17 protein-coding genes and 8 pseudogenes are annotated in these 23,940 nt (G+C 51.0%); 9 read left to right on the top strand and 16 right to left on the bottom strand.

What is annotated here, in order from left to right:
- Positions 1-149: 149 nt before the first annotated feature.
- From PVE98_RS23030 to PVE98_RS23065, 8 genes and pseudogenes are all read right to left on the bottom strand, one after another.
- Positions 150-740, bottom strand: a complete 591-nt coding sequence (locus PVE98_RS23030) for a cupin domain-containing protein (protein WP_096073951.1) — start codon at positions 738-740, stop codon at positions 150-152.
- A gap of 78 nt (positions 741-818) precedes the next feature.
- On the bottom strand, positions 819-1,517 hold the full coding sequence (locus PVE98_RS23035) for an urea carboxylase-associated family protein (protein ID WP_287607707.1): 699 nt from the start codon (positions 1,515-1,517) through the stop codon (positions 819-821).
- On the bottom strand, positions 1,514-2,770 hold the full coding sequence (locus tag PVE98_RS23040; RefSeq protein WP_227741452.1) for a M20 family metallo-hydrolase: 1,257 nt from the start codon (positions 2,768-2,770) through the stop codon (positions 1,514-1,516). Before PVE98_RS23040 ends, PVE98_RS23035 begins: the two co-directional genes overlap by 4 nt.
- Positions 2,763-3,575: an amino acid ABC transporter ATP-binding protein gene (locus tag PVE98_RS23045; RefSeq protein WP_089562624.1), complete on the bottom strand. Its 813-nt coding sequence runs from the start codon at positions 3,573-3,575 to the stop codon at positions 2,763-2,765. Before PVE98_RS23045 ends, PVE98_RS23040 begins: the two co-directional genes overlap by 8 nt.
- Before the next feature lie 4 nt (positions 3,576-3,579).
- Positions 3,580-4,218 carry an amino acid ABC transporter permease gene (locus tag PVE98_RS23050; RefSeq protein ID WP_096073950.1) on the bottom strand — a complete coding sequence of 213 codons (639 nt, stop codon included), beginning with the start codon at positions 4,216-4,218 and terminating at the stop codon, positions 3,580-3,582.
- Positions 4,215-4,874 (bottom strand): amino acid ABC transporter permease, encoded by a 660-nt coding sequence (locus PVE98_RS23055; protein ID WP_096073949.1) that lies wholly within the window; start codon positions 4,872-4,874, stop codon positions 4,215-4,217. The genes PVE98_RS23050 and PVE98_RS23055 overlap by 4 nt, the downstream gene beginning before the upstream one ends.
- Before the next feature lie 11 nt (positions 4,875-4,885).
- A complete protein-coding gene (locus tag PVE98_RS23060; RefSeq protein ID WP_311784623.1) occupies positions 4,886-5,743 on the bottom strand; it encodes a transporter substrate-binding domain-containing protein in 858 nt (285 codons plus the stop codon).
- A gap of 625 nt (positions 5,744-6,368) precedes the next feature.
- Positions 6,369-7,532: pseudogene (locus tag PVE98_RS23065) on the bottom strand (IS3 family transposase).
- Positions 7,533-7,604: 72 nt separating this feature from the next.
- On the opposite strand from PVE98_RS23065, the pseudogene PVE98_RS23070 reads away from it, so the two are divergent.
- Positions 7,605-7,724, top strand: a pseudogene (locus PVE98_RS23070) (family 1 glycosylhydrolase); the annotation flags it as partial.
- A gap of 78 nt (positions 7,725-7,802) precedes the next feature.
- Here the strand turns inward: PVE98_RS23070 and PVE98_RS23075 are convergent.
- Entirely contained in the window at positions 7,803-8,789 is a 987-nt protein-coding gene (locus PVE98_RS23075; protein ID WP_096073947.1) for a GlxA family transcriptional regulator, read from the bottom strand.
- Positions 8,790-8,914: 125 nt separating this feature from the next.
- Here PVE98_RS23075 and PVE98_RS23080 point away from each other — a divergent pair, with 125 nt between their 5' ends.
- On the top strand, positions 8,915-9,220 hold the full coding sequence (locus tag PVE98_RS23080; RefSeq protein ID WP_023328886.1) for a putative quinol monooxygenase: 306 nt from the start codon (positions 8,915-8,917) through the stop codon (positions 9,218-9,220).
- A gap of 151 nt (positions 9,221-9,371) precedes the next feature.
- Here PVE98_RS23080 and PVE98_RS23085 read toward each other — a convergent pair.
- From PVE98_RS23085 to PVE98_RS23100, 4 genes and pseudogenes are all read right to left on the bottom strand, one after another.
- Positions 9,372-10,338 (bottom strand): annotated as a pseudogene (locus PVE98_RS23085) (IS5 family transposase).
- A gap of 125 nt (positions 10,339-10,463) precedes the next feature.
- On the bottom strand, positions 10,464-10,742 hold the full coding sequence (locus tag PVE98_RS23090; RefSeq protein WP_084886036.1) for a putative quinol monooxygenase: 279 nt from the start codon (positions 10,740-10,742) through the stop codon (positions 10,464-10,466).
- 77 nt (positions 10,743-10,819) lie between these two features.
- Positions 10,820-11,967 (bottom strand): IS3 family transposase gene (locus PVE98_RS23095; protein ID WP_096073943.1). Its coding sequence is split into 2 segments (ribosomal slippage): positions 10,820-11,730 and positions 11,730-11,967, totalling 1,149 coding nucleotides; the frame shifts between segments, so codons are not numbered across the junction.
- Positions 11,968-12,072: 105 nt separating this feature from the next.
- Positions 12,073-13,199: pseudogene (locus PVE98_RS23100) on the bottom strand (IS3 family transposase).
- 347 nt (positions 13,200-13,546) lie between these two features.
- Between PVE98_RS23100 and PVE98_RS23105 the strand changes: the two are divergent.
- Both PVE98_RS23105 and PVE98_RS23110 read left to right on the top strand, forming a co-directional pair.
- Positions 13,547-13,909 carry a helix-turn-helix domain-containing protein gene (locus PVE98_RS23105; protein WP_096073944.1) on the top strand — a complete coding sequence of 121 codons (363 nt, stop codon included), beginning with the start codon at positions 13,547-13,549 and terminating at the stop codon, positions 13,907-13,909.
- A gap of 104 nt (positions 13,910-14,013) precedes the next feature.
- Positions 14,014-16,059: an FUSC family protein gene (locus PVE98_RS23110; RefSeq protein ID WP_084886512.1), complete on the top strand. Its 2,046-nt coding sequence runs from the start codon at positions 14,014-14,016 to the stop codon at positions 16,057-16,059.
- Positions 16,060-16,440: 381 nt separating this feature from the next.
- On the opposite strand, the gene PVE98_RS23115 is transcribed toward PVE98_RS23110, so the two are convergent.
- Positions 16,441-17,394, bottom strand: coding sequence for an Rpn family recombination-promoting nuclease/putative transposase (locus PVE98_RS23115; protein WP_033755874.1), 954 nt, complete (start codon positions 17,392-17,394; stop codon positions 16,441-16,443).
- Positions 17,395-17,529: 135 nt separating this feature from the next.
- On the opposite strand from PVE98_RS23115, the pseudogene PVE98_RS23120 reads away from it, so the two are divergent.
- Positions 17,530-18,126: pseudogene (locus PVE98_RS23120) on the top strand (DUF2913 family protein).
- Positions 18,127-19,317: 1,191 nt separating this feature from the next.
- A protein-coding gene (locus PVE98_RS23125; protein WP_224481720.1) for an IS1-like element IS1A family transposase occupies positions 19,318-20,015 on the top strand; the annotation gives its coding sequence in 2 pieces (ribosomal slippage) (positions 19,318-19,567 and positions 19,567-20,015; 699 coding nt in all).
- Positions 20,016-20,029: 14 nt separating this feature from the next.
- Here the strand turns inward: PVE98_RS23125 and PVE98_RS23130 are convergent.
- Positions 20,030-20,212: pseudogene (locus tag PVE98_RS23130) on the bottom strand (NAD(P)-dependent alcohol dehydrogenase); the annotation flags it as partial.
- A 169-nt stretch (positions 20,213-20,381) separates the two neighbouring features.
- Here PVE98_RS23130 and PVE98_RS23135 point away from each other — a divergent pair.
- The 3 genes and pseudogenes from PVE98_RS23135 to PVE98_RS23145 all read left to right on the top strand — a co-directional run.
- On the top strand, positions 20,382-21,515 hold the full coding sequence (locus PVE98_RS23135; RefSeq protein WP_033756051.1) for a glutathione-independent formaldehyde dehydrogenase: 1,134 nt from the start codon (positions 20,382-20,384) through the stop codon (positions 21,513-21,515).
- A gap of 157 nt (positions 21,516-21,672) precedes the next feature.
- Positions 21,673-22,639: pseudogene (locus PVE98_RS23140) on the top strand (IS5 family transposase).
- Positions 22,640-22,680: 41 nt separating this feature from the next.
- Positions 22,681-23,208, top strand: a pseudogene (locus tag PVE98_RS23145) (recombinase family protein); the annotation flags it as partial.
- 26 nt (positions 23,209-23,234) lie between these two features.
- Here PVE98_RS23145 and PVE98_RS23150 read toward each other — a convergent pair.
- A protein-coding gene (locus tag PVE98_RS23150) for an IS1-like element IS1A family transposase (RefSeq protein ID WP_224481720.1) occupies positions 23,235-23,932 on the bottom strand; the annotation gives its coding sequence in 2 pieces (ribosomal slippage) (positions 23,235-23,683 and positions 23,683-23,932; 699 coding nt in all).
- Positions 23,933-23,940: the final 8 nt, after the last annotated feature.

Below are 23,940 nucleotides of genomic sequence, written 5' to 3' on the forward strand. Positions count from 1 at the left end.
TTCTGATCGTATCGGCAGTCTTTACTGCTTTAATGATCAATTTACCGGTTTAGCCGTCTCGCTGTCTAACAACTTAGTCATCATGTTAAACTTCGCTCAGGTACTGCCTGACCAGAGTACTGGGCTACCAGCCTGTACTTAATACATCATCAAAAGGTGACAGGAGTATTCACCCACAACACTTTGGCAACCGTTGTGCCGGTATTGCGGTAACCGTGCGGCACATTGCTGGGAAAATAGAACGAGTCCCCGACACTCAGTGCGTAAACCTGATCGCCAAGGTAAAGCGCAACCTCTCCCTCAAGCACATAGCCCATCTCTTCTCCGTGATGTTCAATCTGTCCGTCACTGGCGACACCGGGTTCAATAACATGAATATTGCCCTGCAACAGGCCGCCTTTATGGTGATGTGTTAGGTTTTCCAACTCAATGCCACCTTTCCTGTTACGGTGCACAAAGCGTTTGCGTTGGCGGCTGTCCGCCTTCATCACGGGTGAATCGGCCACCCAACTTTCAGCCATCAGGTCAGAGATGTTGGTTTCAAGTGCGGTGGCCAAACGGTGTAGCATTGCCAGAGACGGTGCAGCGACCTCATTCTCCAGCTTCGACAGCAAACTCTCTGAACAGCCGACTTTTTGCGCCAGTTGCTTCAGGGTGATCTCCTGCGCTAAGCGCGCATGGCGTAGTCGCATGCCTAAATCTGATAACCCTATTCCACTGGCTTCGCCGTTTTTTTTCATACTTTGCTTCTGTCACTTTCTATTAAAACGCCCGACATTGGCCGGGCACGTTAATGCCTGAACGAGCAGGCTGGCTTATCAAGCCGCTACGTAGAAATGCACCGGCTGTGGATCACAGCTGTTAATTGGCACGATATCCTGCGGGCATGCCGACATCACCACAATACAATCCAGCTCGGCACGAATCTCTACGTAGTCGCCTGCCTGGCTCACCGTTGGCAGCCAGGAGATGGAATTGTCGGCATTGACCGGGATATTCATCCACAGGTTCAGTGGCTGCGGCACTTCACGGGCGCGCAAACCGATAGCGTTTAGTGCCAGGCGCATATTGTCGGCACAGCTGTCGTGATAATCAGTCACGCCTAAATTTGTGTAACGATGCAGGTCACAAGCGGCTATCAGCGTATCGTGAATGCCTGGCGAAGTGTCAGTCAGCAGCGTACCAATCGGACGACGTTGGTTGGTGACTAATGCATCGCCTTCCTTCGGGATGATCTTATCAATATAGGCTCGGGTATGTTCCATCGAGGAGAACTCGCTGAGATCATCGCTGTTGAACAGCCAGGTATCGCAAACCTGACTGCCGGGCGTGTTGATAATACGAATAATTTGCCCCTTTCTCAAACGCACGGCGCAGCCGCAGCGTGCCGGCACAGTGTACAGCTCTCCAGGAATCGGCGTACCGTCTGCAGAAATCGCGGAAGATAACGTGGCGTTGCTGCCCAGCGCGCTGCCGTTGTCTTTGTCACAGCATGCAGGATAGGTTGATGTGCTCATGGATTAACTCCTTCAGGTTTATTGGCCAGTTCTGTCAGGCAGTGCGCTAACGCTTTGGCGCCAAGATAAAGATATTGAGGGTCAGTGTGCTCAGCCGGATTATGGCTAATACCACAATGGCTGGGGACGAAAAACATGCTGGTTGGGCAGTGTCCGGCAAGATGCATCGCATCGTGGAAGGCGCCGGACATCAGCTTCATCGCCGCGATTCCCAGCGCCTCAGCGCTGGCATGCTGCTGTGATATCAATCCGACGTCAAAGGCCACTGGCTGATGATGAAACAGGCTTTTGACCTGAACATTCACAGCGGCAAATTGCTGCATGACGGCGTCAAACTCCGCGAGAACTGAAGTGTCAGCATGGCGAAAATCTATGGTAAAACTCACCCGCGAGGCGGTAGTGTTAATGGCGTTTGGCGCTATGTCCCAGCGCCCAAAAGTCAAACGTAATTCTTCCGCTGGCAGATGCGCCATCGCCAGTTCGACCTGATGAGCCGTGTGACGGGCGAGCGTCATCGCATCCTGACGCACAGCCATGGGCGTCGTGCCGGCGTGTGCAGATTCGCCGTAACAGGTAACCTGATACCAACGCACGCCCTGAATACCACTGACCACAGCCAGCGGCAGCGCGGCCTGCTCCAGCACGGGTCCCTGCTCAATATGTAGCTCAATAAAGGCAGCAAAGGGAACGCGGGCACGGCGGGGTAAATGGGGAAAACGGTCATGGCACCGTTGCAGCGCTTGCGCCACTGTGGTTCCACTTGCATCCTGATGAGCCAAATAATTGTTCAAGCGCGAGGGTTCGACATAAGCGCTGGATCCCATTGCGCCCGGCGCGAAACGACTGCCCTCTTCATTCATCCAGACTGCGACCTCGATTGGGCGACGCGTCGTAATCCCCGCATCATGCAATGCGCTCAGGCACTCCATTCCCGCGATAACGCCATAGCAACCGTCAAGATTTCCCCCAGACGGTTGGGTATCAATATGGCTGCCGGTAACCACAGGCGGCAAAGCCTCTTGTCCGGCACGACGAATGAAAAGATTGGCACTGTCATCGGTTATCACTTCACAGCCCAGTGAGCCGGCCCAATCGATTAACCAGGCGCGTGCATCCAGTTCCACAGTCGACAGTGCCTGGCGATCAACGCCACCATTTTCCTGCGCGCCAAAGCGGGCGAGTTGCGCCAGTCTGTCCAACAGACGCTGCTGGCTGACTTGCGCCACGACCTGCATCGGGGTGATATCAGGCATCGTTTATCTCCCCTTCGTCCAGTTGCAACGGGCGCTTAAACCAGGGCGCGAGGAAATTCTTCAGTCGATCGGTCTGGGGCTGACGAAACAGCTTATCTGGCGCACCGCTTTCAATAATCGAACCGCCCGCCATGAATACCATGCGTGAGGAAATTTTTGCAGCGAATGACATTTCATGGGTCACCATCACCATGGTCATCCCGTCATTGGCCAGGGCTTTCACCACGTCCTGTACCTCTTCCACACGCTCCGGGTCCAGTGCCGAAGTAGGCTCGTCCAGCAACATAAGCTCCGGCTCCAGCGCCAGTGCTCGGGCAATACCAACGCGCTGTTGTTGTCCTCCAGAAAGGCGAGCTGGCCGCGCACTGGCTTTTTCCGCCATTCCCACCTGCGCCAGTGCTTGCACCGCTTTCTTTCGCGCCACATCGCGTGGCGTTTTCTTGCCAAGGATTAGCGGTGCGCAGACATTTTCTAATACCGTCATATGTGGCCACAGATTAAATTGCTGAAACACCATAGCCAGTGGACGACGCACCTCGGCAATCAACGCTGCGCTGTCACGATCTTTCAGGCTACGGCTGTTGCTGCTGTACCCCAGAAGCTGCCCTTTGATCAGCACGTCTCCTTCGTCATAGGCTTCGAGAAAATTCATGCAGCGCAGCGCGGTGGTTTTACCCGAGCCTGAAGGGCCGATAAGCGTCACGATCTCACCGGTACTGACGGTGAGATTGATATCCGCAAGCACCCGATTGTCGGCAAATGACTTGCCAACACGGCGTAGTTCAAGAATAGGTTGGGGATGCATGCTCTTATCCTTCTACAGAAGTGCGGCTCAACAGACGCACGCCGATACTGACACCCTGAGCCAGCAGCCAGTAGCTGAGGATCAACAGGGTGTACGGCACGATATAGGTGTAGGTGTTGGCGACAATTTGCCCGGTCGTCATAGTCAGTTCAGGCACGGTAATCACCGAAGCCACCGCGCTTTCTTTAATCGTGGAAATAAACTGATTACCCAGTAATGGAAGGCTGAAACGAAGCGCCTGCGGCGTCTGGATATGCCAGAAGCTTTTCCAGGCAGAAATATCGTGTACCTGCGCAGCTTCCAGTTGTCCGACACTGATGCTCTTCCATGCAGCGCGGAAAATTTCGCTGAAGTAAGCGGTACTGTATAGTGCCAGTGAAATCACTGTGGCTTCGACGGCGCTAAGCGTGATGCCGATTGCCGGCAGGCCAAAGTAGAACACCGCCAGCTGCGCTAAATAGGGTGTGCCGCGTACCAGCCAGACATAAGTGCGCCACAATCCGTACAATAACGTATTCATACGGCTTATGGCCTGCGCAGCGAAACCGATGAGAGCGCCTGACAACGCAGCACATAAACTGATACCGAGCGTAACGACGAGAGCGTGACCAAAATCGGGAATATAGAGCAGGAAGTCGTTCATTGGCCCTCCTTCTGCCAGCGGCGTTCAGCATAGCTGCCCAGCAGCGAAAGCAGGCTGGTGAGCACCAGGTACGACAGCGCGATAGCAATATAGACTTCCAGCGGCCGGTAGGTTGAGGAGGCAAGTTGTTGCCCGACTCGCATCAGATCCGTAATGGCAATCACTGACACTACTGCAGAAGCCTTGATCACGTCGATCAACTCGGAAATTAACGACGGTAACGTCAAACGCAGCACCTGCGGGATCTGGATATGCCACAGCGCCTGGCGTGGCGTCAGCCCACAGATTGACGCAGCCTCCAGTTGTCCTGGCGCAATGGCCTGAAAACCGCTGCGCAAAATCTGTGACTGGTAAGCTGCGGTATTCAACGTGAGTGCGATAACAGCGGCCAGGTAGCCAGGCAATGACAGGCCCAGCTCACCCGGCAGGTAATAACAGAGCAAGACCTGTGCAATAACCGGCGTGCCACGAAACAGGCTGATATACACACGGGCGACTCTGCACACGATTGATGACCGGCCGTTCTCCATCAGATAAATCACCACACCGACAAAAAAACCAGCAACGATGGCAATGATGCACAATGAGGCGGTAGTCACCGCGCCATTCATTAACATCGGCAGCCAACGGGTCAGCAGCGAGAAGAATTCACCCATGTTCTCACCACTTACAGTGCGGGTGCGGGCATTTTGTCCGCCGGCACGTCCATCACGAAACCAAACCATTTCTGCTGAAGGGCTTTCATCGTGCCATCTTTGTTGGCTTCGCTGATGCCATCGCTGAGAAGCTTCACTAAAGATGCGCTGTCAGTATCCTGACGCCCGACCCAACCGAAATAGGTAGTGGGTCCGAGCATGGGCTTCAGGGTGGTGAAAAGGCCCGGGCGTGACTTGATCAGGGGACCAAGGTTGGCAAGAGATTGCGCGACGCCATCCAGACGTTTGTTTGCCAGATCGGCGTAGGCCTCATCAAAAGAAACGTACTGCTTGATCTCTTTGATGCCCGGCTTGCCGCTGGCCTTCAGTTTTGCGTTGAACTCCTGCAACACCTGCAACTGACCTGAGCCCGCTTGGGATCCGACTATTTTGCCGCTCAGATCCTCTAATGTGGTAATGGTGCCGTCATTTTCACGTTTAAGCAGCGCAACAGTAGATTCTGCAATCGGTACGGTAAACGCGAAGTGCGCAACGCGCTGTTTGTTTACGGTGACTGCCGTGACCACAAAATCGAATTTCCTGGCATCCAGCCCGGGCAGGATGCCCTGAAACGGCAGGTCAAGCTGTTTAACCGCCACGCCAGGCAGCTTTTTCTCCAGAATATGGTTCATCAGATCGACGTCATAACCCACGATCTTGCCGTTTTCTACCGACTCAAAGGGGGCGTAACGCGCCTCAGTCGCAATGGTGATAGTTTTTTCTTCTTTGATGCGATCCAGCACATCTGCACTGTGAGCCGTCGCGGAAAATCCGCCGATTACACATAGCATCGCCCAGTTGAGAGAAAGCGCCTTTTTACGTCGTTTCATGTTAGCCACCCCGGTGAAAGTATTTTGAAATTTATTCAAGTTACTTGAACAGGGTGAAATAAGCATGAAGCATGCCAGTCGAAAACCACCAGCACCAAAAAGTGATGCAATTTTTTTAAACACATGATTTTAAATTTAAAAAGCAATAATCTTATTTAGCAGATGTCGGCGTTTTACAGATAGGATTGCGAGGCTTGCTGGCTGCAAATGCACAGAAATAATGCAGCCGCGATATTTATTGGTGCAGAAAGAAAGGAGCACTGCAGAAGAAATGCCCCCTCGCAGAATAAGATGCGGACAAGAAGCGGCAGCGTAAAGCCAATGAAACGGATCGGATAAAGCTATAAAAGTCCCCGTCTTTCATCAGGTTGTTCTCTATCATCGTAAAACTCATCCAGACATTCGCACCTCATGCAAGAGCAATAAGAGGCTTTGCCTATAACAAAGCCTCTTATTTCTCTTGCTGTCTCGCGCTATGCCTTTCTTTTAGCCGTATGCGCGTCCAGCTCCCGGTTAAACGCTTCCGGATTTAAGTAGTCACGTAAGGCTTCCAGCACCAGTTGCTGCTGAGCGTTCCCGATACGTCTGTTGTTACCTGCCCCTGAGAAGTGGTCGGCTGAAGTGGTCAACAAAAACTGGCCACCGAGTTAGAGTTTTTCCAGTATCGGTTTTCCGATTCGTTTGGGGGTAACCCACCGTTATAGCCATGCGGCCTTAGCGAGCTGTAATACCCGACGATATAGTCCGTGATCGCATGAGCAGCTTCGCTAAAGTTTATATAACCTGTCACTGGCACCCACTCGTTTTTCAGACTCCGGAAGAAGCGTTCCATCGGGCTGTTGTCCCAACAGTTTCCACGTCGGCTCATACTCTGCCTGATTTGGCAACGCCACAGTAACTGCCGGAACTGCCTGCTTGTATAATGACTGCCCTGATCGCTGTGGAACATTACTCCGGCGGGCTTGCCGCGCGTTTCCCATGCCATTTCCAGCGCTTTAATGGTGAGCCTGCTGTTCGGTGAGAACGACATTGCCCAGCCCACTGGTTTTCTTGCGAACAGGTCAAGAACAACGGCGAGGTACGCCCAGCGCTTACCTGTCCAGATATAGGTCACATCACCGCACCTGGTTTGGCTCTGTTACAGCGAACTGTCGCTCAAGATGATTCGGGATAGCTACGTGCTCATGACCGCCACGCTTATACCGGTGAGTCGGCTGCTGGCAACTGACCAGCCCCAGCTCTTTCATGAGCCTGCCAGCAAGCCAGCGCCCCATCTGGTAGCCTCTCTGGGTTGCCATTGTGGCGATGCTTCTTGCTCCGGCCGAACCGTGGCTGATGCCATGTAGCTCAAGTACCTGACTGCGTAATACAGCCCGTCTGCCGTCTGGTTTTTCAGGACGGTTTTTCCAGTATCTGTAGCTACTGCGGTGAACCCCGAACACGTGGCAGAGAGTGGTCACAGGATAACGCGCCCTGAGTTTCCCGATTATTGAGAACTGTTCAGGGAGTCCGACATCAAGAGCGCGGTAGCCTTTTTTAATATATCGTTTTCCATTTCAATGCGTTGTAGCTTTTTCTTCAGCTCACGTATTTCAATCTGTTCTGGGGTTATAGGGGAGGCTTAAGGTATTTTGCCCTGTCGTTCATCCCGCAACTGCTTTACCCATCGCGTCATGGTAGAAGGACCCACATCCATAGCACTGGCCGCAGCTGCAACGGTGTAGTTCTGATCAAGGACCAACTGAGCGGATTCGCGTTTAAACTCTGCGCTGAAATTTCTTTTTTTCATTGAGGCACCTGTAATGTTCTGAGGTGAGCATATCACCTCTGTTCAGGTGGCCAAATTCAGTAAACCACTTCAGGATTTATATATGTTGACCAGGATGATATGGGGAACGGAACACTAAAACGCTCCCGTAAGAAAAGCTTCCACTGGTATAAAAAAGTCATCGCCACGAACGGAAAAGACCTCGGTAGTTAACACAGCACAGTCCTGGCAGCACTGTTCTGTCAGGACGTCTCATAATTCCGCGCGGATACCTCCCGGCCCTACTGTGCATTATTCCCGGGTACGGTCTTTCACCCAACGGCGGTATAATGCCGGATTCATACCGGTCATCCGGCTGAAGACCCTCCTGAAACTGCCCTCATCCGCGTAACCTGCATCAGCTGCGATCTGCTTTATGGTTTTAGCGGATGTTTCAAGTGCCAGCCTTGCCATTTCACACCTGATCCTGTCGATAAACTGTTTCGGTGACTCGCCTGTTTCCGCCTTTATACGCCTGTGAAAGGTTCGCTCCGAAATGGCAAGGCGCCGGCACAGCTCTCTTGTGGTAAGCAGCGTTGATGCTTCCTGCCTTATAAAAAATTCTGCACCGGGCAGAATACTGTCCGGCCGGCTGAGGTGCGCGGTGGGCATATAAACAGCCCTTGCGGGAGGCGTTGTATCCACTACAGTAAATTCTGCTGCAATGCGCGCAGCCTCCGCCCCCTCAAGCTGACGCACAACGTGTAAGGCCACATCAATCCATGAAAGCGGCCCGCCAGCCGTAACTATACGGTTATCCTCAGTCAGAGCATTGCCCCAGATGGCGTTTGCCCGGGGGTAACGGCGCTTGAGCTCATCGTACAGCCACCAGGTTGTCGTACATTTTCTGCCGTTGAGCAGCCCCGCCTCGCCCAGCATAAACACTCCGCTGCACGAGCCACAAGTCAGCGCGCCATGCACGTACTGTTGCCGTATCCATGACGCTATGCTGCCCAGTTTACCGAGCTGTGGCGGCGTGTTTGATGCATCGGGTACAAACCCGGGGATCAGAACCGCATCGCATGATTTGATATCTGCCAGTGCCGCATCGGCGGTCAGTAACCGCCCGCTTCCGTCGGTCACAGGCTGCCCGTCCGGACTTGCTGTCATGATATTAAAGGGTGACGGCTCCTTGCGAGCAGCTGATATGGCTCTTCCGGCAAGAGAGAACATATCAGCCAGCCCGGTATAGCCTGAAGCAAGGCATCCCGGGGAAGCAATAATGACTATCTTTTTCATGTCAGTCCTGTAGCTGGCCGAAAAAGCCGGTTTAATGGCAGATTCGCCACAGTGCCATGTTGCCTAACCCTGATACAATAATTCTCGTAAGAAAGCCATGATTATTACAACAGGAGAAAGAAACAATGAGTACAACAGCAGGACTGATTTCATTTAAAGCGAGAGAAGGAAAAGGCGCTGAAGTAGCAGAGCGCATAGCCGCTGCTTTGCCTCATGTTAATGCAGAAGAGGGCACCACTCACTGGCTGGTGATCCGTTCAGAAACGAGTCCTGAAACGGTTTTCCTTGTGGATCTGTTCAGTAGTACAGACTCAAGAGAACTCCATATGTCCGGTGAGGCAGCTAAACAAATATTCGCTACCGTACCCGCTCTTCTGGCAGAAGAACCACACATTCATCCTGCGGTTTTGATTGCGGCAAAAGGTATTTAATTCGGTACGTTATGAGTTCAGCTCTCATCTCATAGTGCACACAGAAGGCTGTAAATTTTACATGTCCGCTCTTCGCGGACATTTTTGATGAAAATTGGCTTTGTTGAATAAATCAGATTTCGGGTAAGTCTCCCCGTAGCGGATTGTGTTTTCAGGCAATACGCACGCTTTCAGCCATACCTGCTTTCGTCATTTTGTTCAGCGCTCGTACCAGGGCCATAGCCTCTTCAACCTGACCATCGTAGTCACGCAGCGTCAGTGAACCTCCGGACAGCTGTTTTACCCGGTACATCGCCGTTTCCGCTATTGAGCGACGCTTATAATCTGTTGTCCATTTCCACCGCGCATTACTCCCGTTCAGTCGCTGACTGGCCACTGCACGGTTACGGTCTGCATATTCACCGGACCAGTAACCCGCGCCTTTTCGGGGAGGGATAAGCGCGCTGATTTTCTTACGCCGCAGTTCGTCGTGACAAAGCCGGGTGTCGTAAGCGCCGTCTGCCGCTGCTACCCTGATTTTTCTCTAAGTCTGCCGGATAAGACCCGGGAAGGCTTCTGAGTCCGTCACGTTGTTCAGCGACAGGTCTGCACAGATGATTTCATGTGTTTTGCTGTCAACTGCCAGACGCAACTTTCGCCAGATACGACGGCGTTCTTTGCCGTGTTTTCTGACTTTCCGTTCGCCTTCACCAAAGACCTTCAGCCCGGTGGAGTCAATCACCAGATGCGCGATTTCACCCCGGGTGAACGTTGAAACTGACATTAACCGACTTTGCCCGCTTACTGACACGGGTGTAATCCGGGCAGCGCAACGGAACATTCATCAGTGTAAAAATGGAATCAATAAAACCCTGTGCTGCCCGCAGGGTCAGCCCGAATACGCGTCTAATGACCGGAACGGTGGTGATGGCGAGATCAGAATAGCGCTGAGGTCTTGCTCGTGATGAAAGCGTTGCAGACTCATACCAGGCCTGAATCGCTTCATCGTCCAGCCAGAAAGTTATGGAGCCACGGTTGATAAGGGCTTTGTTGTAGGTGGGCCAGCCGGTGATTTTGAACTTTTGCTTTGCCACGGAACGGTCTGCGTTGTCGGGAAGATGCGTGATCTGCTCCTTCAGCTCAGCAAAAGTTCGATTTATTCAACAAAGCCATTCAGAGTAGATGATGAAGTTCATTACAGATCAGCGATCTGAAATGGACTTCACTAAGTACGAACTGGCTTACGCCATTTCATTTCAGTAAATTACATCAACGACTGAACGAAATTTACCTCGATGCCCATGTTATTTTTTTCAATTTCAAGGACAAGCGCCTGGAAATGAATGGTTTTCTCATGCTGGTTCAGAGCATCAACCGATGTCCACTCTTCAACAAAAGTTACGCTTTTCTCACCGAGAAAAGCATCATAACGAACACACCCATTTTCTAATCGACTTTTATTTATCAGTTCTTTCAAAACTGGTTCAATACTTTTGATAGCTTTAGGGTCAGCAGTTAATGACGCGATGATGTAAACACTCATAATAACCTCTGTTATGAAGTAAATTTTAACCTGCAGAAACCATGCAGGAAACCAAAAATTGAATCGCCACAGATAATCTAGACACTTCCGAGCCGCTGATAATATTGGTTTTCGTATTCAGTTGGTAGCATATGATCACTCGAACCATGCCGACGCTTACTGTTATAAAACATTTCTATGTAATCAAAAATATCACCGCGGGCTTCTTCCCGCGTTCCGTAGATCTTTTTCTTTATCCGTTCACGTTTCAGTAGCTGGAAAAAACTTTCTGCGACTGCGTTGTCATGACAGTTACCGCGACGGCTCATACTGCCCTCCAGCACGTGTGATTTCAGGAACGACTGCCACTCATAGCTTGTGTACTGACTGCCCTGATCAGAATGAACCAGCACCTGCTTTTGAGGATTACGTCGCCACACGGCCATCAGAAGTGCATTCAGGACAATATCCTTTGTCATCTGGGGCTGCATTGACCAGCCAATAACTTTGCGCGAGAACAGGTCAACAACCACGGCCAGATACAGCCAGCCTTCGTGAGTCCGGATGTAGGTGATGTCCGTTACCCAACGCTCATCCGGTGCTTCCGGGTTGAACTGTTGCTGGAGCCTGTTGGGCGTCACGATGCTGGTTTCACCCTTACGTGCCCGTGGGCTACGGTACCCGACCTGAGCCCTTATCCCGGCACGCTTCATCAGTCGCCAGACACGGTTAACTCCGCACTGTTGTCCGGTATCCCGCAGGACGAGGTGGATCTTGCGATAACCATAAACGCAACCCGACTCCAGCCAGAACTGCTTTATCAGCCCCGTCAGCCTCAGGTCAGCATGATGCCGCCGTGAATCCGGCTGCTGAAGCCAGGCGTAAAAACCACTCGGATGCACATCCAGCACCCGACAAAGCAGTCGGACAGGCCAGCAATGGGTGTTGTCACGGATAAAGGCGTACCTCAGTCGGACAGCTTTGCGAAGTACGCCGCGGCTTTTTTTAATATGTCCCGTTCGTCGGTAACCCGCTTCAGCTCTTTCTGGAGGCGTCGGATCTCAGCCTGAGCGTCTGACTGGACTTTATTGGTTGAGGAATCCGGGCCATATGCCTTTATCCAGGCATAAAGACTGTGGGTGGTGATACGAAGACGTGTTGCCACGCTGGAAACAGAATGGCCGCGATCAACAACCTGTTTTACCGCTTCAATTTTAAACTCTTCGGGATAACGCTTACCGCTCATGGGCACCTCTCTTTAAGTCATCTTAAATGACTCTGAGGTGTCTGTTAAACCCGTGGCGATTCAGTTCGTCAAGCGTTGACCTGCCCCCAGTATTAGATACAACCTTCAGTTAGTAATGTCGGTTGGTTTTTCTTCTTGTTTCCCGTTTCGCCAGCATGCTGCAAATTCAGACGGCGTCTGGTAATTCAGCGATGAATGCGGTCTGGACTCGTTATAGTCCTGCCGCCAGTCATTAATGATTTTCCGGGCATGTAGAATATCGCTGAACCAGTGCTCATTCAGGCATTCATCCCGGAAGCGGCCATTGAAAACTCTCAATAAATCCGTTCTGCGTTGGCTTGCCCGGCTGGATTAAGCGCAACTCAACACCATGTTCAAAGGCCCATTGATCGAGCGCACGGCAGGTAAACTCCGGGCCCTGATCGGTTCTTATCGTTGCCGGATAGCCACGAAACAGCGCTATGCCGTCCAGAATACGCACGACCTGAACGCCTGAAATACCGAAAGCGGCGGTGATCGTCAGGCACTCCTTCGTAAAATCATCCACGCAGGTCAGACACTTAATCCGGCGGCCGCTGGCAAGTGCATCCATGACAAAATCCATCGACCATGTCAGGTTCGGCGCATCCGGGCGGAGAAGCGGAAGCCGCTCAGTCGCCAGACCCTTACGGCGTCGCCTGCGTTTTACACCCAGATCGTTAAGGTGATAGATGCGGTAAACCCGCTTGTGGTTGATGTGAAGGCCCTCCCGACGCAACAACTGCCAGATGCGCCGGTAACCAAACCGGCGACGTTCAAGTGCCAGCTCTGTGATGCGCAGAGATAGCTGCGCGTCAGCAGCCGGACGCTGAGCCGAGTAACGGCAGGTCGACAGGGGCAAACCTGCCAGCCTGCAGGCCCGACGTTGCGACAGACCTGCGGCCTCACATCACACATGACTTCCACGGCTTCCCGCTTCTGGTCTGTCGTCAGAACTTTCGGCCAAGAGCCACCTGAAGCGCCTCCTTATCCAGCATGGCTTCTGCAAGCAGCTTCTTAAGGCGGGCGTTCTCTTCCTCAAGCGACTTCAGGCGCTTAACCTCGGGCACCTCCATACCGCCATACTTCTTGCGCCAGGTATAAAAAGTGGCGTCAGAAATGGCGTGCTTACGGCAGAGTTCACGGGCAGAAACCCCGGCTTCAGCCTCGCGAAGAATACTGATGATCTGTTCGTCGGAAAAACGCTTCTTCATGGGGATGTCCTCATGTGGCTTATGAAGACATTACTAACATCGTGGTGTATTAATCAACGGGGAGCAGGTCATGGACTGTTCACTTCTCCTGAATACAATAAAGTCAGAAGAAGTGGTTTGAAGCAGTAGAGTTGAGCAAATTCAGGGGTGGGTCGGATGACATTTTGTAGAGATCTGATACATTCTGAAATGTTACAGAGGAGTAAAGTTCTTTTAGTCATATAACGTAGTGGATAGTTACTATCTCATAAACTTAACCATATTGCAGGAACACTGCGCCCTCAGATGTTACCGGTAACAAATAGTTCCGACACCCGATCGCTCGCATTTCCTCATGATGGATTCGTATGCACATCATCCTGAGATTTGATATGAATATATTGCATCAACAAGTAGTAAAAGAGCTTATCGTGTGGATCGAAGGCCATGTCACCCGTCACATTAGTGTTGATGACATAGCCAAAATTTCTGGTTACTCAAAATGGCACCTGCAGCGTATTTTCAGAGAGGAAACTGGCATGTCAATCGCTGAATTTGTCAGAAAACGGAAAATACAGCGAGCTGCAAATATTCTGCGCACTGGTGATGAGTCCATTCTCAGTGTTGCCCTGAACTTTGGATTTGAAAACCAGCAGTCTTTTACTCGTGTCTTTTCTGCCTGCTACGGCATCCCTCCCGCACGCTGGCGCTCTCTGCATCGCAAACCCTGAGAAACTGTAATCAGTCCTGAAAAATATGCTCACAGACAGGCGCAGCTTTGTCGTACGTCTGTGTTATCCAATCCCTTTGTCATACTGGAATGCTTGTCCAACAAATGAAGCTTTTTACCAGAGGCGCGGTTTTATTCTCAGTCAAGACATCTCTTGCTGCTTTTACAGCATTAACTATTGCTTTATTGCTTAACTTTGAGAGGCCTGCATGGGCACTGACGACCGTTTTCGTCTGCTCACAGCTATACGCAGCATCCACTGTCTCAAAGTCAGTCTTTCGCCTGGCAGGAACGCTACTTGGCGGCATATTTATCTGGCTGCTTTACCCTGAAACCGTCCAGTCACCCGTCCTGTTTAGTCTGTGTGTATCCTTATGGGTTGCTGTCTGTTTGTATCTTTCTCTCAGCGACAGAACCCCCAGAAGTTACATTTTCATGCTGGCAGGATACAGCGCTGCGGTTATAGGGTTCCCAGAGGTCAGCACTCCATACGCCATTACCAGCACCGTTATTTCACGTATAGAAGAAATTACCCTTGGTATAATATGCAGCACACTTGTGCATCGGCTAATTATGCCTGTTCCTATGCATGATTTAATGAACAAGAGCATTATTGCCTGGTATAAAACCTCCCAAAATCTCTGTAGCGATCTTTTAAGGAATGTACATGCAAAGCAAATGCCTGAGCGAAATGAGATAAAGGTCAGAATGGCAAATTATCCATTGAGTGTGGAAGGGATGCTTACACACTGTATCTATGATGGAGAAGCCGCCAGAAATGTTATCAGGCTTGTCAGCATCCAGTATAAACACCTGACATATTTACTTCCTACCTTAACGGCTCTTGAGGCCCGCCTCAGTCTTCTTTCAGAACTACAGGTTCCATTTCCAGACAGCGTTAAGCATGCGATTGAAAGCTTTCTTCTATGGCTTAATTTTGATATGGCTCGCGACGGTATTAATGCAAAACTAAATATTGAGGAAGCGCAGACGAAGTTACAGCAAAACTGGCGAGAAGGAAAAGCAGGCACGGAAGAGACACTACTTTTTACCGGTGTTTTAGAGAGGCTTGCCAATTTTATACGCATTGGCGAAGCCTATCTTAATGTCAGTGACCGCGTGGCGGACTTAAGCATTCATGGTGAGATGACAGCTTACAAAAGCTCTCGGCATACACGACACAGAGACAGAGGCTTACAGGTGCTGTCAGCAGTGACTGCTTTTGTGGCTACATTTACTTCCTGTTTATTCTGGATAGGGAGTGGCTGGCACGATGGTGCTAATGCACCATTGATGGCTGCTATTATCAGCTCTTTTTTTGCAAATACTGATTCACCTGTGACACCGATGAAGCTTTTCATTAAAGGCATCATCCTGGCCTTATTAGTCAGCCTTTTTTACATTGCCCTCTTTATTCCTCATGCCGTTACACTGGAAGCACTAATTATCTGTTTATGGCCTGGCCTTTTCTTACTGGGGCTTTTGCTGGCAAGACAATCAACCAATCTAATTGGCCTTAGTATCGTCATACAACTGCCTGGATTTATTGGCCTGAGCCATTATTATCAGCCTGATATGATTTCAACTATTAATGCAGCAATAGCTTCTCTGATAGGTATCATGATAGCTGTCGTTCTTTCTGCACTTATCCGCAACAAACGTCCTTCCTGGACTGCACGGCGTGCGGTAGTCGCAGGAATCAAAGATCTCCTGATTTTTGTAAAAGCAGTAGAACGAAACTCTTCATCTTTACTGACACGCCAGCAGTTTATTGCGCGCATGATAGACAGAGTAAATTTTATATTGCCTCGTAAACAACAGGATCCTGAAATAAAATTAGTCGCTGGGGGAGACCTCATTTCTGAAACCTGGATAGGCGCAAACTGCTTTGACTTATATGAGCGTCATCATATCGAACTTCGGCATAACGAAATTGATTGTGGACAAATGTTTCACGAGCTGACGATTTTTCTAAAGCGTAAAATGAAATTGTTACAAACCTGTCCTCATCAGGCTTTGCTGGATGAAATTGATTCAATTTTGTTCAAGCTTGAAAAAATTGCTGCCACCGACAATACTGTCTTTACGCCGCTACTTAGTTTATTTAATATTCGCGTCTTATTATATCCAAAGGTTCGCTGGCCAGCATGATCTCAGGCCAGCGATAAGCAACGTAATGATTAACAGGTGACAGTGCAGTGGGTTCTTAATCGATACTTTATTTAACATAAACTACGTTAAGCGAGCTTCACATATGATAGCTGAATGCAGAGGTTTGGCCTGGATATGCTTGCTGAGAGAGCAATGCCTTTATGCCCAGCGATTCAATCCGATGTCGGCTGTCGCTCAGTACCGGGTCCAGCAACATACTGCTGTTGCCGGATTCGTTATCACCGTTGATCACATTCCTGCCAGGCTGGAAAGAAAAAGACAGCGAGGGTGATTTCTAAGATATCTCTTCCAGAAACGAACCGGGAGCATCAGAAGGCGTATCTTGATACCTAAAAGATCGCTCAGAAATGGCATGACTGCTCAGTGGTGAATCTGCGCCAGCTCTTCTTCCGTCAGGCCGGTCATCTGCATGACGATATTCTGGTCAAGGCCATTCTGCAGCATGGTTCGCGCAATTTTCAAAGTTGCTTCGCGCTCGCCCTTTTCAATACCTCGCTGCTCGCCAAGCTGGATCCCCTCCTGGCGTCCTTCCATGCGTCCTTTCTCAATGCCCTTCTGCTCGAGCTGCTGTGCGATGGTCATGAGTGCGTCTCCGTGTTGCGGCACACGCTGTGCCAGTTCGCGAACGAAGGCTTCAGAGTCGGCCGACTCTCCCGCCTGCAATAAATAGTGTATCAGCACCGCCACCTGAGATGAAGAAAGATAGTCCGCCATCAGCAGCGTGGCCAGCCGGTCGGTCAGCGTGGCCACATCGCGCTGGTGTATGTGCTTCTGCAGTAAGGTCAGCGCTGCCATGCTGCGATGATTCATGATGTCATCATCCGGGATAACGGTGATGTCTGTCAGAGGAAAGGAGCCGCCGTATAGTTTCTCCGCGACTGCCGGATCGTCGAACTCATCCAGCCAGCGGGTGGAATACGGATACGGGCTGCGTTTTCCGGTATAGAACAGCACGGGTATCACCAGCGGCAGCTTCTTGTGCCCGGCCTCGAGGTGGCGCTGCATGGCGGCCACGGCGTAGCGCAGCAGGCGAAAAGCCATATGCCGGTCCGGGGAAGACTGGTGCTCAATGAGCACGTGAACGTAGCCGTCTCCGGCGGTGGTCTTCAGGCTGTAAAGGACGTCGCTGAAGTACTGCCGCAGGTCATCCTCTACGAAAGAGCCAGATTCCAGCTTCAGGGTGCTGAGGTCGCAGAGCGCGCGCAGCTCTGCCGGGAGATGAAGCTCCATAAAGTCCCGGGCAATCTCCGGCTGCGTGAGAAACTGCCTGAAAGTCGCGTCGTGAGGCGTGGGCGTGCTGTTTTTCTTCTTCATCCGTGCTGACTCATTAAATGACACGAATATAATACCATGACAGCAGAAGCGCTGTGCGAGGAACCACTTTTATCAGATGTTCGAAACTGTTTGCGTTAAAATAACCGCTCTGTGCTTTTACGGGGAAAATCTGCAGTGTCATTGACAGAAAAGTCTGGCCATCTGGCCTGGTGCGCACTTATCGCACTGGCTCTGGCCCGAAAGGACGGAACCGTATGTTCTGCCGCTCAGGAAAATCTCTTTCTCACGCGCTGGCTGGCTTCTGCTCAGAAGCAGCGTCGCTTCTCTCGTGATGTCGCTCCAGACATTGACTGGTTACTGAAGCAGGGTCGACAGTACCGCGTTAAAGCGCAGCTGGCCGGCAAGCTGGACTAACTGTGGCAGTCCTGTTCCGGCACGCTTACTGAACAGAATGCTCTCGGTCGCCTCACCTTTGCAATGGAAGCCGCAAAAGATATGGGCTGGGTTTACCGGTTGCTCACTGACAGGGAGTGGTCAGGACAACATGCAACAAGGCTGAATCCCGGTCTGAACGGCGTCTGTGTCTCGCAAACCAGCCTGGCCGCGGCGTTTGACGCTGAAGGCCGTCAGGTAAAACCACTGATGGCGCGCCTTACAGGGAGCGTGGCTGGCCTGGAGCAGCTCTTTGACCGCTGTGGATGGAAGCTTGTTGCAGAGCGCAATGATGATTTCAAAAACCTTTTTACGCTAACCGCTGAAAATAATGGATAAATCAATCCATGCACAGAAAAGGACGTGCTGGATAATGTATAAATTCGCTCAGCAAAACGGCATTTACTGATTACAGTGGATAGTATTCAGAGAAGAGATAAGATACCAGGGCATAGCCTAAAGTATCCGTTTTACGTTACGGCGTAACTTCCTGGCCAGGGTCGGTGTGCATATGATGGTCAGACGCGCTACGACTCCTGTAGGCATAGCTGTTCGGCATGCAGGCAGGTCGGTGCTGCCAGTCATAAATACCGTTTGTAATCTCCCGGCCACGGCCACCGCTCCGCAACTTATCTGGTCGCTGGTAACAGATTGTCACAGAACGTCTGTAGTCATAAAAAACTGTCAAAGCTTAACGCTATCGCTTCTTTCCAGAATTTTCGAAGCGGTCGCCTCTACTTATCCGCTAAAACCGGGCAAGTCTCAGCCCAAAACGCACAGACGATGCTACGTGAATTCTGGTGGGGTAACCCTCTGCTTTTTTCTCAAAATTCACGTAGCGCTGCCCGTTTTATGTACACCCTTACGCAGGATGAGCAGGTCAATTGCCTGCAAGGATCTTTTGTGGATCCTGACTTTGTATAACGCAAATTATATGAAGTCAGGATATTGCTCAGTAGCCTGATACTGGCAGAGTACAGATAGGCGGTTTTTCTGGCTGATAAGCCCCTGATTATTTGAACTTAACGACTTAACCAAGGCGCTAGTAGCGGCAAGGCACAGGACTGCAAGGGCTGGGCTATTATACTCAAAATTACATAAGGCTAACGTTTACTTCAGTGAACCGGTAGTAATAAGGCTCAGCTATGCGGCGGTTAGGCAAATGATTCCAATTATAGGAAACGAGCAGCTTTTATGATTCCTCAAGTATAGGATAAATAATGAACTAAAAGTCAAAAAAAATCTTGATTATAGAATAAAAGAAATTAAGAGAGCTCTCGAAATTCACTTACTGAGATTGGGATGCAAATTTTAATAAAAACTTATAAGATTTATATACCCATATATATAATAACAAATTAGAAAAATGTTATCACTTATATATAATTAAACGTTAAATAAAAAGCTGCAACAATACTTTTAGCAAAAATGAAATATAAATTAATAATACAAAGGCCCATTAATGAGCCTAAGAGGGTGATGCTGCCAACTTACTGATTTAGTGTATGATGGTGTTTTTGAGGTGCTCCAGTGGCTTCTGTTTCTATCAGCTGTCCCTCCTGTTCAGCTACTGACGGGGTGGTGCGTAACGGCAAAAGCACTGCCGGACATCAGCGCTATCTCTGCTCTCACTGCCGTAAAACATGGCAACTGCAGTTCACTTACACCGCTTCTCAACCCGGTACGCACCAGAAAATCATTGATATGGCCATGAATGGCGCTGGATGCCGGGCAACCGCCCGCATTATGGGCGTTGGCCTCAACACGATTTTACGTCACTTAAAAAACTCAGGCCGCAGTCGGTAACCTCGCGCATACAGCCGGGCAGTGACGTCATCGTCTGCGCGGAAATGGACGAACAGTGGGGCTATGTCGGGGCTAAATCGCGCCAGCGCTGGCTGTTTTACGCGTATGACAGGCTCCGGAAGACGGTTGTTGCGCACGTATTCGGTGAACGCACTATGGCGACGCTGGGTCGTCTTATGAGCCTGCTGTCACCCTTTGACGTGGTGATATGGATGACGGATGGCTGGCCGCTGTATGAATCCCGCCTGAAGGGAAAGCTGCACGTAATCAGCAAGCGATATACGCAGCGAATTGAGCGGCATAACCTGAATCTGAGGCAGCACCTGGCACGGCTGGGACGGAAGTCGCTGTCGTTCTCAAAATCGGTGGAGCTGCATGACAAAGTCATCGGGCATTATCTGAACATAAAACACTATCAATAAGTTGGGACCATTACCGCCTCGTTGATATTTTTGATATCAAGCATTTCAATATCGCAGCTGATGCTGTGCTCGGCGCAAAATTCCAGAACTTCCTGGGTTTCCGCAATGCCACCGATCAGAGAGGCCGCCAGTACGCGGCGATTCATAACCAGGTTGCCCGCATGGAGTGCAGGTTCAATCGGCTCGATCAGCCCCACTTAATTGTAGGTCATAATAAATTACACGCAAGCGCATCGGTATAAAGTGAGCCATGTTAAAAATTTATGCTACATTTAAAATGCTCTTATCTTGCGTGGAAAAAATAAGCGCAACGAGATTTAAAACCAGCATGATTATTTTTAATCGTTTCAATCCAGAGGGGTAATTATGAGAGCAATCATTTATAACGGCCCGTTCAACGTAACGGTAAAAAATGTTCCTGACGCAAAAATTGAGCGCCCCGGTGACGCGCTTATCCGCATTACTACCACGAATATCTGTGGTTCGGATCTGCACATGTACGAAGGCCGCACCAGTTTTGAAGAAGGGCGCATTTTCGGCCATGAAAACATGGGAGAGGTCGTTGAAGTCGGCAAAGGCGTTGAGCGTGTCAAGGTGGGAGACCGCGTCTGTATGCCGTTTAACATCGGCTGCGGCTTCTGTGAAAATTGCGAAAAAGGCCTGACCGGTTTTTGCCTGACGGCTAATCCGGGAAGCGCTGGCGCCGCCTATGGTTTTGCTGAAATGGGCCCATGGGACGGCGGGCAGGCAGAACTGCTGCGGGTCCCCTTTGCCGATTTCAATTGTCTGGTGCTGCCGGAGGATGCCTCAGAAAAAGAGGATGATTATGTGATGCTCTCTGACATCTTTCCGACAGGCTGGCACGCGACCGAACTGGCGGGATTGCGAGCGGGCGAAAGCGTCGCTATTTATGGGGCGGGTCCGGTTGGGTTGATGGCGGCTCACTCAGCGCTGATAAAAGGCGCATCGCAGGTGTTTGTTGTGGATACCCACAGTGACCGTCTTGCCCTCGCCGAGCAACTTGGTGCAACACCCGTTCATGCTGCCGGAGATGAGGCCGTACAGAAAATACTGGATCTGACCGACGGCAGGGGCACCGACTGCGGGTGTGAATGCGTGGGATACCAGTGCTGTAATAAGCATGGTCATGAAGATAACAGTGCAACCATGAACAGCCTTGTCGCGTCAACTAAAGCCACGGGCGGAATCGGCGTGGTTGGCGTATTTGTCCCGCAGGATCCCTCTGCTGCAACCGATCTGGCTAAAGAAGGCAAGATGCCTTTCGATTTTGGCAGTTTCTGGTTCAAGGGCCAGTCAATCCGCACCGGACAGGCAAACGTGAAGGCCTACAACCGACAGCTTGCACGACTGATTCACCATGGCAAAGCCAGCCCTGGCCAGATTATTTCGCATCGTCTGAGCCTGGACGAAGCGCCTGAAGGCTATAAAAATTTCGACAGCCGTACCCCCGGCTGGACGAAAGTGGTCCTCAAACCCTGAAGGCGTGGACAGCTCTTACAGAAAGCCTTGTGCCGATTGCTCAGGGCTTAACCGGTTGGCTCACCCACGTTTAGTCTTTTTAATAGGCTGCGCTCCTCAACGCTGCTTCGCTTGAATATCAACCCGGCTTTGTTGAATAAATCGAACTTTTGCTGAGCTGAAGGAGCAGATCACGCATCTTCCCGACAACGCAGACCGTTCCGTGGCAAAGCAAAAGTTCAAAATCACCGGCTGGCCCACCTACAACAAAGCCCTTATCAACCGTGGCTCCATAACTTTCTGGCTGGACGATGAAGCGATTCAGGCCTGGTATGAGTCTGCAACGCTTTCATCACGAGCAAGACCTCAGCGCTATTCTGATCTCGCCATCACCACCGTTCCGGTCATTAGACGCGTATTCGGGCTGACCCTGCGGGCAGCACAGGGTTTTATTGATTCCATTTTTACACTGATGAATGTTCCGTTGCGCTGCCCGGATTACACCCGTGTCAGTAAGCGGGCAAAGTCGGTTAATGTCAGTTTCAACGTTCACCCGGGGTGAAATCGCGCATCTGGTGATTGACTCCACCGGGCTGAAGGTCTTTGGTGAAGGCGAACGGAAAGTCAGAAAACACGGCAAAGAACGCCGTCGTATCTGGCGAAAGTTGCGTCTGGCAGTTGACAGCAAAACACATGAAATCATCTGTGCAGACCTGTCGCTGAACAACGTGACGGACTCAGAAGCCTTCCCGGGTCTTATCCGGCAGACTTAGAGAAAAATCAGGGTAGCAGCGGCAGACGGCGCTTACGACACCCGGCTTTGTCACGACGAACTGCGGCGTAAGAAAATCAGCGCGCTTATCCCTCCCCGAAAAGGCGCGGGTTACTGGTCCGGTGAATATGCAGACCGTAACCGTGCAGTGGCCAGTCAGCGACTGAACGGGAGTAATGCGCGGTGGAAATGGACAACAGATTATAAGCGTCGCTCAATAGCGGAAACGGCGATGTACCGGGTAAAACAGCTGTCCGGAGGTTCACTGACGCTGCGTGACTACGATGGTCAGGTTGAAGAGGCTATGGCCCTGGTACGAGCGCTGAACAAAATGACGAAAGCAGGTATGGCTGAAAGCGTGCGTATTGCCTGAAAACACAATCCGCTACGGGGAGACTTACCCGAAATCTGATTTATTCAACAAAGCCCATCAGCGGTACAAAACTTGACCGCCCGGAGCTGGGGCGCTTACTGATGGACAGTCACCGCAATGATATTTTACTGGTCGAGCAGATAGACCGTCTGACCCGTCTGAGCAACAGCGACTGGATGACGCTGAAAAAGCAAATCGAGCAACACGAGCTGCGGATTGTCAGCCTCGATGTGCCTACCTCATGGCAGGCACTGTCAGATAAAGACCCTTCGCAGGCTGATCCAATCACCCGCGTAGTGATAACCGCCATCAATAACATGCTTATCGATCTGATGGCCGCGATGTCGCATAAGGACTGGCTGAGCCGCAGCCAGCGGCAAAAGCAGGGGATTGAACGGGCACATACGCTGGGAAAATGCCGGGGCAAACAGGCCGATCTTGAACGACACCAGAAAATTCTGTACTACCGCCATGTCAAGAAACTGAGCATAAGAGAAACTGCTGAAGCCACCGGTTACAGCACATCTCAGGTCTGCAGGATTCAGGCCCTGTTCAGGCCTGAAAATTAAGCACATTTTCTGGTAATGGTCCCAACTTATTGATAGTGTTTTATGTTCAGATAATGCCCGATGACTTTATCATGCAGCTCCACCGATTTTGAGAACGACAGCGACTTCCTTCCCAGCCTTGCCAGATGCTGCCTCAGATTCAGGTTATGCCGCTCAATTCGCTGCGTATATCGCTTGCTGATTACGTGCAGCTTTCCCTTCAGGCGGGATTCATACAGCGGCCAGCCATCCGTCATCCATATCACCACGTCAAAGGGTGACAGCAGGCTCATAAGACGACCCAGCGTCGCCATAGTGCGTTCACCGAATACGTGCGCAACAACCGTCTTCCGGAGCCTGTCATACGCGTAAAACAGCCAGCGCTGGCGCGATTTAGCCCCGACATAGCCCCACTGTTCGTCCATTTCCGCGCAGACGATGACGTCACTGCCCGGCTGTATGCGCGAGGTTACCGACTGCGGCCTGAGTTTTTTAAGTGACGTAAAATCGTGTTGAGGCCAACGCCCATAATGCGGGCGGTTGCCCGGCATCCAGCGCCATTCATGGCCATATCAATGATTTTCTGGTGCGTACCGGGTTGAGAGGCTGTGTATGTGAACTGTAACTGCCATGTTTTACGGCAGTGAGAGCAGAGATAGCGCTGATGTCCGGCAGTACTTTTACCGTTACGCACCACCCCGTCTGTAGCTGAACAGGAGGGACAGCTGATAGAAACAGAAGCCACTGGAGCAC

The sequence above is a fragment of the Pantoea sp. GABEPS69 genome (genome assembly GCF_045780835.1).
Lineage (GTDB): Bacteria > Pseudomonadota > Gammaproteobacteria > Enterobacterales > Enterobacteriaceae > Pantoea > Pantoea septica.

Bases quoted from the DNA above. Each gene is read 5' to 3' on its own strand.
- PVE98_RS23030 (WP_096073951.1), bottom strand. From the start codon at position 740: ATGAAAAAAAACGGCGAAGCCAGTGGAATAGGGTTATCAGATTTAGGC.
- PVE98_RS23035 (WP_287607707.1), bottom strand. From the start codon at position 1,517: ATGAGCACATCAACCTATCCTGCATGCTGTGACAAAGACAACGGCAGC.
- PVE98_RS23040 (WP_227741452.1), bottom strand. From the start codon at position 2,770: ATGCCTGATATCACCCCGATGCAGGTCGTGGCGCAAGTCAGCCAGCAG.
- PVE98_RS23045 (WP_089562624.1), bottom strand. From the start codon at position 3,575: ATGCATCCCCAACCTATTCTTGAACTACGCCGTGTTGGCAAGTCATTT.
- PVE98_RS23050 (WP_096073950.1), bottom strand. From the start codon at position 4,218: ATGAACGACTTCCTGCTCTATATTCCCGATTTTGGTCACGCTCTCGTC.
- PVE98_RS23055 (WP_096073949.1), bottom strand. From the start codon at position 4,874: ATGGGTGAATTCTTCTCGCTGCTGACCCGTTGGCTGCCGATGTTAATG.
- PVE98_RS23060 (WP_311784623.1), bottom strand. From the start codon at position 5,743: ATGAAACGACGTAAAAAGGCGCTTTCTCTCAACTGGGCGATGCTATGT.
- PVE98_RS23075 (WP_096073947.1), bottom strand. From the start codon at position 8,789: ATGAAAAAGATAGTCATTATTGCTTCCCCGGGATGCCTTGCTTCAGGC.
- PVE98_RS23080 (WP_023328886.1), top strand. From the start codon at position 8,915: ATGAGTACAACAGCAGGACTGATTTCATTTAAAGCGAGAGAAGGAAAA.
- PVE98_RS23090 (WP_084886036.1), bottom strand. From the start codon at position 10,742: ATGAGTGTTTACATCATCGCGTCATTAACTGCTGACCCTAAAGCTATC.
- PVE98_RS23105 (WP_096073944.1), top strand. From the start codon at position 13,547: ATGCACATCATCCTGAGATTTGATATGAATATATTGCATCAACAAGTA.
- PVE98_RS23110 (WP_084886512.1), top strand. From the start codon at position 14,014: ATGAAGCTTTTTACCAGAGGCGCGGTTTTATTCTCAGTCAAGACATCT.
- PVE98_RS23115 (WP_033755874.1), bottom strand. From the start codon at position 17,394: ATGAAGAAGAAAAACAGCACGCCCACGCCTCACGACGCGACTTTCAGG.
- PVE98_RS23135 (WP_033756051.1), top strand. From the start codon at position 20,382: ATGAGAGCAATCATTTATAACGGCCCGTTCAACGTAACGGTAAAAAAT.